The organism is Aurantimonas sp. A2-1-M11 (genome assembly GCF_036549475.1).
Classification (GTDB): Bacteria; Pseudomonadota; Alphaproteobacteria; order Rhizobiales; family Rhizobiaceae; genus Aurantimonas.
Window position 1 is genome coordinate 1 of sequence record NZ_JAZHLI010000092.1, and the last position, 11,803, is coordinate 11,803.

Sequence of the window (11,803 nt, forward strand, 5' to 3'; positions counted from 1 at the left end):
CTGAAAGGCGTCATCATGGTCGAGAGCCAGCGTGAGATCGACGGCGCAACAACCCGCCAGACGCGTTTATACATCACCTCCCTGACCCTCAAGGCCAACACCGTCGGCCCGATCAGGGCAATCGGGTGAAGAAGGTGATGACAAGCGGCTGAAGAGCTGAATCTGTCGAACTCCTCTGATTCGTGCGGGAGGAGATTTCGATGGTGGAGAACGACGGCGATTTTGTCGCCTTGGCGGAGACGACGGTTTTTCTCTCTTATTTCAAGGAGATGCCGGATCATCGGCAGGCGGGCAAGGTTCTTTACCCGCTCGACGAGGTGCTGCTCCTGTGCCTGCTCGCGGTTCTGGCCGGGGCGGAAGCGTTCACCGACATCGCGAGGTTCGGCGAAAGGAAGCAGGACCTGCTTCGCCGTTTCCGCCCCTTCGCGAACGGCACGCCATCGCACGATCATTTGGGCGACATCTTCGCAACGCTCGATACGCACGCCTTCCAGCGCTGCTTCGTCGCGTGGGTTTCGGCTCTGACCAGAGCGCCGGCGCAGGTGATCGCCATCGACGGCAAGACCTCCCGACGTTCCGGTGGCGGGAAGAGGTCGAAGGAGCCGATCCACATGGTTTCGGCCTTCGCTGCCCGCCAACGCCTCGTGATGGGGCAGGTCGCGGTCGCCCAAAAATCAAACGAGATCGTTGCCATCCCCGCTCTTCTGGACATGATGGCGATCGAAGGGGCCGTCGTCACCATCGACGCCATGGGCGCGCAGCGAAGCATCGCTACAAAAATCATCGACAAGAAAGCCGATTACATCATCGCCCTCAAAGGCAATCAGGGAACGCTCCACAAAGACGTGAAGCTGTTTTGTGCCGAGCAGCAGGCCAGCAGCTTTCAGGATACGGCGACCAGCCGTTTCGAGACGGTCGACGGGGACCATGGGCGGATCGAAACACGTCGATATACTGCAATTCATGATGTAGAATGGCTACGCGAACGACATGACTGGCCCGGGCTGAAAGGCGTCATCATGGTCGAGAGCCAGCGTGAGATCGACGGCGCGACAACCCGCCAGACGCGCTTATATATTATACATCACCTCCCTGACCCTCGAGGCCAACACCGTCGGCCCGATGATCCGCGACCATTGGAGCATTGAAAACAGCCTGCACTGGGTGATGGACATGGTCTTTCGCGACGACGAATGTCGCGTGCGAACAGAAAATGCACCAGCGAACTTCACTACGATCAAGCACATGGCCAGCAATCTCATCCGCAAAGCCCCCGGGAAGGACTCACAGCGCCTCAGACGAATGACCGCAGCATGGGACGACGAATTCTTGCAAGCCTCGTCAGACCCTGAACTCATTCACCCGATTCCCCTGGGGCGGGCAATGTCGAGCGCCTCTTTCAGGATCTCGTTCTCCATCGTCTTGCGGCCAAGCAACCGCGCGAGGTCGCGGACCCGCTTCTCCAGATCGCGGACCCTCGACGTACCGACGACATCCTCGTCGGCCTGGACCGCGGCATGGCCGCCCTCCAGCATGCGGCGCTTCCAGGCAAAGAGCTGCGACGGGGAGACACCCGCCTGCCGCGCCACGAAGGACACGCTCATTCCCGGCTGCATCGCTTCCTCGACGAGGCGGACCTTCTCGGCGGTCGACCATCGCCGCCGGCGCTGAACGGAAGTGATCACTTCAACCCGAGAAAACGGGCCATCAGGAGCTTCGACATAGTCGTACTCATAGGCGGATGCCTATGCCTTATCGGCTATGCCACCTGTCCGGTCAAAACGGGGTGCGCTCCACCGGCCTGCGACCGCGCTTCGCCGGCTTCGGTAGAAACGGCGCGAGCGTCGTCGACTCCGCATCCGTCAGATTAGTCGGATAGCGCTTCGTCTTTCGCTCGATCGAAGCCATTCTCGCTCGGGTCTGTCGTCCCCGCATCTAGAGTGTGAATCATAAATCAGACCCAGGCAAAACCCATTCTCAAACGGTCTCTGAGCCAACTCACGGTCCAAATTAAAATGCGGCCGGAATGAAACCAGAATACATGGCCGTTAATCAATCGAAATGGGTGGTCGGGTTCATCGGGGTCCGCACTCGGGGCATGTCACGCCTGTGGGAACACACTCTAGCCGCACCAACAGGAGAATGCTAAGAGCACCACCTGCGAATCGAAAATTCGAACAACGAAACAAAACTGGAATAAAAGTTGGCGTCGACCGCTATGTCAAATGCTTTGGCTGACATCCGCAAGGGCATCCAGATGCACCGTGTCTGGATTGCGCTGGCCTACGAGGAGGTTGGAAACCAGCATCGACGCACGGCGCTCGGCCCAATCTGGTTGTTCCTGAATTATCTCGCATTCGCCGGCACTTTTATCTTTGTTTTCCAACGCGGCGATAGTGGGGTAGCAAACTACAGCGCCTATGTCGCAACCGGGTTGCTCGTTTGGTTTCTAATTATGGAGACTTTTAGCCAAAGCGTTGCTGTGTTTGTCCGGAGTGAAGGTTTCATAAAAGGAACAAGGTTGCCACTGTCTGTTTATGTCATGCAGCAGTCGGTGCAACTCTTAATACGCGCAGGATATGCATCAGGCGGATGCTTAGTAATCCTCGCATTTGGCGGTGTATCAATTTCAGCCGAAGCAGCTTGGGCCTTCGTCGGTGCCCTCGTTATCGTTGGGACGATACCAGCGGTGGTTATCCTCGTTGGATTTCTGGGCGCGTTTTTCCCAGACAGCCAATACATCATAAGTAATGCGATGAGAATAGGTATGTTTTTGACGCCGGTATTTTGGATAAATGCAGATTCAGGTATCAGGCAGACACTTTACTTTATAAATCCTTTTACATATTATATCGAAATTTTTCGATATCCGATTGTCTACCAAGAGGTTCACTGGGGGGCGTTGTATTTCTGCGTCACTCTTGGGTTAATATTGTGGACAGCGGCGCTATTTGTGCTGGGAAGCTGCAGCAGAAAACTGGTGTTTGTAATATAATGGTCTCGATAAAAGTTGAGGGCGCTAGCCTAACGTATCGCCTTCCAAAGACCAGAGCGTTGGTGCCCCGTCGCGCAAAGCTGGCGCGCTTAGATAGTCGGTTAGTTAGTTCTGATGGCCGCCAAGTTGTTAAGGCTCTGCATGACGTTAGCTTTTCACTGCAATCGGGCGATCGGCTCGGTCTCGTAGGCTCTAATGGCTCCGGTAAGACTACGCTCCTCAAAGTTCTCTATGGGGTTTATCAGCCGTCTGCAGGTCGTATCGAGATTGACGGTCGCGTTGACGCATTGTTTGATGTGAGACTCGGATTTAATCCAGAGGCGACAGGTCGCCGCAACCTAATTCTGCGTGGATTGATCAACGGCTGGACGCCTTCCGAAATCGAATCGCGTATGGAAGCTGCAATAAGTTTCAGTGAATTGGGCGAATTCATCGACCTCCCCTTGAAGACTTACAGCGCGGGAATGGCAGCGCGGCTAGGCTTTTCGATCGCAACAAGTTTCGAGCCCGAGATTTTGCTTTTGGACGAGTGGATTGGCGCAGGTGATCCGGCATTTCAGGCAAAAGCCAGGGAACGTATGGATTGCCTCGCTAGGAGCGCCGGAATCGTAGTCCTTGCTAGCCACAACCAAACGCTGCTCAAGCGAATCTGCAACAAAGTGCTAGTGCTAGAGAACGGCAGGGTGGCTACTTTCGAAAACGCCGCTGAATGGTTTGCTCGAAGCCCGGATAATTAACTGTAGGTTGGTTTGTCGTAGGTCAGGCCAAAAAGAGGTATGAAATGCGGATTGGCATACTAGGGACATTCGACGTCGAGAACTACGGCGATCTACTCTTTCCACTCGTTGCAGAGCGTCGCTTGCAAACGTTTTTCAAAGAAATACGTCTTGACGCGATCTCGCCGGTCGGGGGCACAACGCTGTTCGGAGACGCTGTGCCCAGTACCTCCTTTGAGGAATTCATACGAACGCTCCATTGCTACGACGCTCTCCTGGTCGGCGGGGGAAATATTATTCATGCAAACGCGTCGACGCTGAATCGATACATGACTGGGCATGTGTCGAGCGTAGCCTATGCCGATCTTTGGGCGGGGGTAACATTTGCGAACTTATACCACGCAGTACCTATCTGCTGGAATGCGCCGGGTGTATCGGGAGCCTTTCCCCGGCGACTAACTGACGTGCTTAGAAGTGCGGTGAGCGCTGCGGACTATCTATCGGTTCGGGATACAGCGAGCCAGCAATATATTCATGAGCTGCTGCCGAGCGCAAAGGTTGATGTCGTTCCAGACACAGCGTGGGATATCAACCGTCTTTGGACCGACGATGAAATCAAAGCGGCATACAAAAAAGCGTTTTCCACACGCGAGCGGGAGGTTCCGAACGGCTCGCTCGCTGTCCATGTCAACTCTCGTTATCTAGGCGGTAAAACGCTGCGCGAGGTCGCGGAAGCGCTAGATGATCTGTGTCGTCAAAAAAAGTCTACAGCGATATTGCTTGCAATAGGTCAGTGCCACGGTGACGAGATATTAGCACGTGATTTGTCGTTACTAATGGATACCGCACCGCTGGTGGTTGATTTGCCGACCAGTCTCTTAGAAATCTGTGCATGTATAGCGAAATCAGACGCATACATAGGCTCGTCGCTGCACGGTTTCATCACGTCTGTCGCCTTCGGACGGCCAGCAGCAATTGTAGCTAGTTACTCGAAGGTGAAGTTTAAGGGGATCCTGGAATCAATCCGCCTTGGCGATGCAATGTATGAGGATTGGACCGAAGCCTTCACTGCTGTTGCGGGTAAGGCGGCAACGGGGCGGATGTCAAGTTTGATTGATATACGTGATGAACAACAAGCAAAGCTGGATGTCCATTGGTCCCGTATTGCAACGATAATCCGTGAATCAAGCAGTAATAGACCGGAACGTTCGCGAAACGTTGATTCCGATATCGCGAATCAGAAGATAGAATTTGAAAGCTATCGTTTCGCTGTTGTCAACAACGCAGCTCTTGAGCTTTTAGAGATCACCAGAGATCAACGCGTGAGCTCTCAGAGCCTGCGTTCCGAAGTCAGACGGCAGAATGTTCAGATTGCGAACCTGAACGAGCAGATCGTTGAGCAGAATGTTCAGATTGCGAACCTGAACGAGCAGATCGTTGAGATGCAGATTAGATCTGACCAGCTTCGGGACGCATTGCGACGGTCGCGAAAGGCATATCGTGATATAACTCAATCGCGATCATGGCGTATTACAACGCCTCTCAGGGTGCTCACCGCAAAGCTAAAAGCGTCGTCGACGTTTATGAGATATATCAAGCGCATTCTGGCGGCTCGAGAAATTTTTGCTAGCAAACCAGAGAAGCAGTCGGAGGAAGCAAAAAGCGGCTTCGTTGGTTCCATAGAACATTTGCACCGGCGCACCAAACGGTTAATCCTTTCGAAAGAACAAAAAAAGATACTAGGGAATCCGAGATTACATTCGAGCACCTTCAATGCAGAACGACCATATCAACCGATCGATGCGGGTACGCTGGCAAACCGAATTAAGTATTATTCGGATGAAAGAGCTAATAGTACATCACGTCGCATAGCGGTTTTTTCGGCAAATTTTGGATCATATGACGGAATCAACCAACCCGAGTATCTGGATCCGGAATTTGATTATTTACTTTTCATCGACAAGAAGATTGAACAGCAACGTGTTTGGCAGGTTAGGGAACCGGCGTTCCATAGTGTCGATCCAACGCGCACAGCACGCTATGTAAAGACTCATCCCCATTTTCTCCTGCATAATTACGACTTCGCCGTTTGGGTGGACGCGAACATCGTAATTCGGGGGGATCTTAGAACCCTCATTGACCAGTTTATATCGTCTAATCTGGCAATTGCCGCGGTGCCGCATCCTTTTCGCGACTCGGTTTATGAGGAGGCGCTGGAGTGCATATGGCGCAAGAAAGACGATGCGGCGGTTATCGCAGAGCAGACGGAGCGTTATGACAGAGATGGTTTTGCAGGCGGCGAGATGATCGAGAGCGGTGTTCTAATGTTCAATCTGAAGCATCCGGATTTGCCCCATTTTCTCGCAACCTGGTGGCGGGAAATTGATAGGGGAAGCAAGCGGGATCAGATCAGTTTCGGATATGCTCTTGACCGATGCGGGATTGAATACCATCCGCTTACGCATCGCCCAAATAGTATACGCAATCACCCAAGCTTCGCTTTGTTGCAGCATGAAAAGAGTGCACGAATTGAGCATGCTGACATGTCTGCGAATGATGCAAATCAAGATCCAGGGCGGGTCGAGGGTTGTTACAGCGGGATCCGCGACGATCGAATTCGTGCAGCGAGATCGATAAGGACAGACGTGGTTGTGTGCGTCCACAATGCGCTTGAGGATGTCTCAGCCTGCCTGATGTCCATCGATGCCGCTCGGATATCTGATTTGCAGCGAGTGATTATTGTTGACGACGCATCGGATTCGCCGACTAGTACCTACCTCGTAGAGTTCGCAGGTGTCAGGCCTTATGTCGAACTTATTCGTAACGAGAGGCCTAATGGATATTGCAAGGCTGCTAACATCGGGCTTGGTCTGTCAAAAGCAGAGTTTGTCATTCTCCTAAATAGTGACACAATTGTAACCGACGGGTGGGCTGAAAAGATGGCTGACGCGCTCTTTACGACTGTTGGGGCGGGCATCGTCGGTCCATTGTCGAACGCGGCGTCCCACCAGTCAGTGCCTGATCATCGCAGTGGTGGGGGTAACACAGCAATTAATAAACTTCCCGCCGGCTACCAGCCCGAAGATATGAACCGATTTTGTGAGAGCAAAACTCCGATCGGTGAGCTCCCACGGGTACCACTTGTTCACGGTTTTTGCATGGGTGTCCGGCGGGAAGTATTTGATGCGATTGGTTATTTTGATGAGGCGAATTTTCCTCGCGGTTATGGCGAGGAGAACGATTTCTGCATACGCGCGAGTGATGCGGGATTTGATCTCATTGTTGCAACTCATACCTACGTTTTTCATGCAAAATCGAAGAGCTACTTGTCGACAGATAGACTGCAGCTAATGAAATCGGGATCACAATCTCTTCGGAAGCTACATGGGGCAAAGCGGATTGAGCGTTCTGTTTTGAGCATGGAGTCGAATCCCCATCTTGTCCGAATGCGCGCCGCGGCTGGGCGTCTCTATCGAGGTCGGTAATTTCAATCTTGAGTGGGGTTCTTGAATAATGATTAAGCAGTCAGAAAAATCTATGCTCAGTAAGCGTATTTGTACGCGGGAAGCTAGGATTGGGGTGATCGGGCTTGGCTATGTCGGCCTCCCGCTCGCGGTAGCCTGCGCGCGTGCAGGTTTTACGACAGTGGGTTTCGATATCGATGACTCGAAGGTCTCGTCTATCCGTACCGGTAGATCCTATATCGATAGCGTCGGATCGGGCGATTTATCGCTCTTGACGGCTGACGGCATGCTGACGGCAACGTCGGAATTTTCGCAGCTTGGCGGGTGTGATGTTATCGTTATTTGCGTCCCAACGCCTTTGAGCAAGAATCGGGAGCCGGATCTTACGTTCGTGGAAAGTACCGCTCATGTTATTGCGGGAAGTTTGCGTTGCGATCAGTTGGTGATATTGGAGTCGACGACCTATCCGGGCACGACAGAGGAAGTTTTGCGCCCCATATTGGAGAAGGGCGGGCTCAAGTCAGGCCAAGAGTTTTTTCTAGGGTTCTCGCCCGAGCGTGAAGACCCTGGGAATCTGGCGTTTAAGACCGTGACCATACCAAAAGTTGTTGCGGGTGATGGTCCACAGGCATTAAAGCTTGTCGAAGCCTTCTACGGGGCTGTTGTGGAAAGCGTGGTTTCCGTTTCCTCTCCGAAGGTGGCAGAAGCAGTGAAAATTACGGAGAACGTCTTTCGATCGGTAAATATTGCTCTTGTCAACGAGTTAAAGATTATTTATGATGCGATGGGAATTGACGTTTGGGAGGTAATAGAAGCAGCTTCGACTAAACCGTTTGGTTATATGCCATTTTATCCGGGCCCGGGGCTTGGCGGCCACTGTATTCCGATAGATCCGTTTTACCTCACTTGGAAATCGCGGGAGTATAACCTACCGACACGTTTCATTGAGCTGTCGGGTGAGATTAATCTATCCATGCCTAAATATGTGGTGGGAAAGCTGGAGAATGCCTTAGACGAAATTGCGCGGCTTTCGCTCGGTTCGGCAAAAATTCTAGTACTTGGTATCGCATACAAAAAGAATGTCTCAGATATTAGGGAAAGCCCATCTTTTGCGATTTTAGAATTACTGGCAAAAAGGGGAGTGTCGTTCGGATATCATGACCCGCACGTTGGGCAAATTCCGTCGACGCGCGAGCATCCCGCGTTTACAGGGTTGAAATCGGTAAACCTTGATGTCGACTGTTTCGAATATTTTGATGCCGTTTTAGTATTGACGGATCATGACGCGGTCGACTATGAACTCGTCGTGAGGCATGCGCGTATTATTGTTGATACGCGAAATGTATTTGGTCGACGCGGCCTTCGTTCATCGAATATCCGGAAAGCGTAATGCGATAAGGCGGTCAAGCGCATTGACGCGCTGTTCGACATCGAACGCGAGGTGAATGGTCGCCCTGTCGAAGAGCGCCTGGCGGTTCGGCAGGAGCGGAGCGTGGCCGATCTGGAAGACTGGATGCGCACCGAGCGGGGGTGGATTCCAGCGCGAAGCGCAACATGCTCATGAGAAGCGGATTCTGACGTCCTTGCCAAGTTCCTGGAGGAGGCACTGGAAAGGGGTGATGAAGCCGAGGCATTTTCGCGGCGTGGTGTTGAGGCTGACAATGGCGTCCTGGAGATCGGCTTCGGACAGGGTGTCGAGATCGAGCCATCTGGGCAGCCATCGTCGCAATCGTCCGTTGGCGTTTTCGACGCCTCCCTTCTGCCAGGAAGCGTAGGCGTCGCAGAACCAGGTCGACATGCCGAACAGGTCGTCGAGCAGGCGGTGGCGGGCGAAGGCGGTGTCGTTATCAAACGTCACCGAGGGGTGGATTCCAGCGCGAAGTGCAACACCCCCAAGCCGCTGCATTCGTTCCTGTTCTCAGCGAAGCTTTTGGATATCAGGCGGTTTCAATGGCGCAGCCGAGCAGGAGGATGACCTCAGCCCCTCAAAGACTCCGGCGAGATAGGCGGCGGAGTGTTGCACTTCGCGCTGGAACTCAGCGCCGATGAGGCTGTTCATCCGTACCATCGGCATCGTGCGCGCCGAGGCGAAGATCGGGATGGCGAATCTTGCCTACAACCTCACGCGCTTCGTCTGGCACGAGGGGAAAGGTGTGCCCGCATGACGGCGAAAGCACTATCTGGCCGGCGCACCGGCGTTCGGTAGAAGCCCAGATGCACAGACTTCCTCGCGTCAGTGCCGTTTGGGCCGCGGCACATGACCAAAGCCAATCTCACGCGCCTGAAACAGCCAGTTCTTCGAGGTGTCCACCTGGCAATCATGAGGAAGCTCGCACTCAACATGCTCAAACGCTCACGTCCTGGAATTTCCATCCGCCGTAAGCGAAAGCGATCCGGATGGTCAAACGACTTCGCCCGAACAATCCTCGGCCAAATGCGATAGCCCTGTCTTCCAGTCCTCCAAGCCTTGGCAAGGACGTCAAAATCCGCTTCTGATGAGCATGTAGCGCTTCGCGCTGGAATCCACCACCCTCTCGATATCTGGGGCGTTTTTGATCAGCGGGCGCTGCTATCAGCCGCTTCTGTGCTCTTGGAAGCGTAGCCCTTCGCGGACTGCATGCAACAATATTCTTACAGTACCAATCGGTCGGGCCGTGTTCATGGCAAAAACCGCTATCTGTAATGGCAAATACACCGTTGTCCGGATCTTCCAATGCCATGGAACATGTTCAAGGGTTAGAAGATTGCACTGGTTGCGAATGTATGTTCGCATCCGGCTCATATTCTGTTTCGGAAAATTTAATGGCCCAAAGACAAGTCGCGCCTCTCCAACGGAATGCGTGATGTATAGCGTTCGATCGACCCAGACTGACCAGCCTTTTGACCAAGCGCGAAAACACCATTCTACGTCGATTGCATCCATCCTATACGGCTCATTAAAATTTCCCACGTCCTCCAAAGCTTCCAGACTCAGCAGACATCCTGACGTGATAAGAAAATCCACTGCCCGGATATCGCGAGCTTTATCACAGGACCTCCTCTCCCGATAGGTAGGCGCCTTTGTGTCATGCCCGGGTGCCGTTATCGGTACAGGCCCTAGTGCGGCAATCTTTTCGCCACTCATTTGTATACTGCGGAAACTATCGATTAGTTGCTCTACTATACCGATATTCGGAAGAGTGTCTTGGTCGAATACTATCAAAAATTGATCGGATCTTTTTTTAGCTATCTTCACGAAATTATTCAATCCAGCGCCAATTCCTCGATTCGTGGCGAATTGGATGATATCAATGTTTCCCGTGATACACACTTCTGTTAGTTCTACTGCTTCCTTCGTCGTGATAGCGTCACCTGTTGGTCCATCGACCAGAATCACTGGTCGATGCCCTGTAGACGACAATATGGAGATCAAACTCTTTAGCTGATCGAATTGTGGGCGATAGACTGTTATGCCTACCGTCGCTCTAAGCTGTTTTCCAGTCAAACCGCCTCCACCATCTTGATTTGTGTCAATTCCGACTGGATCCAAATGGCGACTTGTGGACCCCCCGCCAGCGGTACGGATCAAATCTTAGAGCAGATCCCGCTCCCGCGCACAGATCTCATTACCACATGAAGCGGTGGCGATGGCTCGACAGCCGAACTGCGTCCGCATGATCCGCACCGATGACGGCCGATCGGATGCCATCCAGCACCTGAACCAGCGTCACCGCCAACCCAAAACAATCGCCATAAATCCCAGCAATTCGCCTTCAGAACGAAATTGCGGCGTTTCCGGAGATGCGGTCATTGGGCGCGTCCTGGGCGACACTGCCCGGGCAACCCGCCAAAGGAGATGACTGCCATGCCATTCTACGCTGCACTCGATGTCGCAATGGAGAAGACCGCCCTTTGCGTTCTCAATCACGAAGGTCAGGTCGTTCTCGAGATCAACGTTTCCAGCGATCCGANAGGAGATGACTGCCATGCCATTCTACGCTGCACTCGATGTCGCAATGGAGAAGACCGCCCTTTGCGTTCTCAATCACGAAGGTCAGGTCGTTCTCGAGATCAACGTTTCCAGCGATCCGAGTGCGATCGCCGACCGGCTCGAGCCCTATCAAGATGCACTTTCCCGGTTTGGCTTGGAAGCCGGACCGTTGTCGGAATGGCTGGTTCGCGGCCTGGTCGATCGCGGCTTTGCCCCTTTGCTTCTCGAAACCCGGCATGTGCGGGCAGCACTTTCGGCCCGGATTGCCAAGACCGATCGCAACGACGCCCGCGGGATGGCCGATCTTTTGCGAATGGGCTGGTTCCGCGCAGTCCACCTGAAAAGCCTGGACGCTCGCGAACAGCGCACTTTGCTTTCGGCGCGACGGACGCTGATCAACCGGCTGAAGGATATCGAAAACAGCGTTCGTGGGCTACTGCGCGGCTTCGGCATCCGCCTCCCGCTTGCCCTCCGCCTGAAATGGGAAGGCAAGGTAAGGGAAACCATCGCCGGACATCCAACGCTTTCGACCGCTCTGGAACCGCTGCTGGTAATCCGAAAAACGTTGCGGGAGCAGGTCGCTGTGCTCGACAAAAAGGTCCGCGACGCGGCCAAAGATGATCCCGTCTGCCGACGGCTGATGACGGTGCCTGGCGTT

At 53.4% G+C, this 11,803-nt stretch carries 7 protein-coding genes and 4 pseudogenes; 8 read left to right on the forward strand and 3 right to left on the reverse strand.

What is annotated here, in order from left to right; all coding sequences use genetic code 11:
• Positions 1–269 precede the first annotated feature (269 nt).
• Positions 270–1,148 carry an ISAs1 family transposase gene (locus VQ042_RS22875; protein ID WP_442880187.1) on the forward strand — a complete coding sequence of 293 codons (879 nt, stop codon included), beginning with the start codon at positions 270–272 and terminating at the stop codon, positions 1,146–1,148.
• Positions 1,114–1,203: pseudogene (locus VQ042_RS26155) on the forward strand (hypothetical protein); the annotation flags it as partial. The gene VQ042_RS22875 and the pseudogene VQ042_RS26155, both read left to right, overlap by 35 nt.
• 167 nt (positions 1,204–1,370) lie before the next feature.
• On the opposite strand, the pseudogene VQ042_RS22880 reads toward VQ042_RS26155, so the two are convergent.
• A pseudogene (locus tag VQ042_RS22880) lies at positions 1,371–1,685 on the reverse strand (transposase); the annotation flags it as partial.
• Positions 1,686–2,203: 518 nt separating this feature from the next.
• On the opposite strand from VQ042_RS22880, the gene VQ042_RS22885 reads away from it, so the two are divergent.
• The 4 genes from VQ042_RS22885 (at position 2,204) to VQ042_RS22900 (ending at position 8,565) form a co-directional block, all read left to right on the forward strand.
• A complete protein-coding gene (locus VQ042_RS22885) occupies positions 2,204–2,995 on the forward strand; it encodes an ABC transporter permease (RefSeq protein WP_331822601.1) in 792 nt (263 codons plus the stop codon).
• Between the two features lie 62 nt (positions 2,996–3,057).
• Positions 3,058–3,732: an ABC transporter ATP-binding protein gene (locus VQ042_RS22890; protein ID WP_331822602.1), complete on the forward strand. Its 675-nt coding sequence runs from the start codon at positions 3,058–3,060 to the stop codon at positions 3,730–3,732.
• Positions 3,733–3,776: 44 nt separating this feature from the next.
• Entirely contained in the window at positions 3,777–7,196 is a 3,420-nt protein-coding gene (locus VQ042_RS22895) for a polysaccharide pyruvyl transferase family protein (RefSeq protein WP_331822603.1), read from the forward strand.
• A gap of 28 nt (positions 7,197–7,224) precedes the next feature.
• On the forward strand, positions 7,225–8,565 hold the full coding sequence (locus VQ042_RS22900; protein ID WP_331822604.1) for a nucleotide sugar dehydrogenase: 1,341 nt from the start codon (positions 7,225–7,227) through the stop codon (positions 8,563–8,565).
• Between the two features lie 168 nt (positions 8,566–8,733).
• On the opposite strand, the pseudogene VQ042_RS22905 reads toward VQ042_RS22900, so the two are convergent.
• A pseudogene (locus tag VQ042_RS22905) lies at positions 8,734–9,048 on the reverse strand (transposase); the annotation flags it as partial.
• 435 nt (positions 9,049–9,483) lie between these two features.
• Here VQ042_RS22905 and VQ042_RS22915 point away from each other — a divergent pair.
• A pseudogene (locus VQ042_RS22915) lies at positions 9,484–9,618 on the forward strand (ISAs1 family transposase); the annotation flags it as partial.
• Between the two features lie 129 nt (positions 9,619–9,747).
• On the opposite strand, the gene VQ042_RS22920 reads toward VQ042_RS22915, so the two are convergent.
• Positions 9,748–10,551, reverse strand: a complete 804-nt coding sequence (locus VQ042_RS22920; RefSeq protein ID WP_331822606.1) for a hypothetical protein — start codon at positions 10,549–10,551, stop codon at positions 9,748–9,750.
• Positions 10,552–11,140: 589 nt separating this feature from the next.
• On the opposite strand from VQ042_RS22920, the gene VQ042_RS22925 reads away from it, so the two are divergent.
• Positions 11,141–11,803, forward strand: a 663-nt coding sequence (locus VQ042_RS22925) for an IS110 family transposase (protein ID WP_331822607.1), incomplete at its 3' end; no start/stop codon positions are given.

Bases quoted from the DNA above. Each gene is read 5' to 3' on its own strand.
- VQ042_RS22875 (WP_442880187.1), top strand. From the start codon at position 270: ATGCCGGATCATCGGCAGGCGGGCAAGGTTCTTTACCCGCTCGACGAG.
- VQ042_RS22895 (WP_331822603.1), top strand. From the start codon at position 3,777: ATGCGGATTGGCATACTAGGGACATTCGACGTCGAGAACTACGGCGAT.
- VQ042_RS22900 (WP_331822604.1), top strand. From the start codon at position 7,225: ATGATTAAGCAGTCAGAAAAATCTATGCTCAGTAAGCGTATTTGTACG.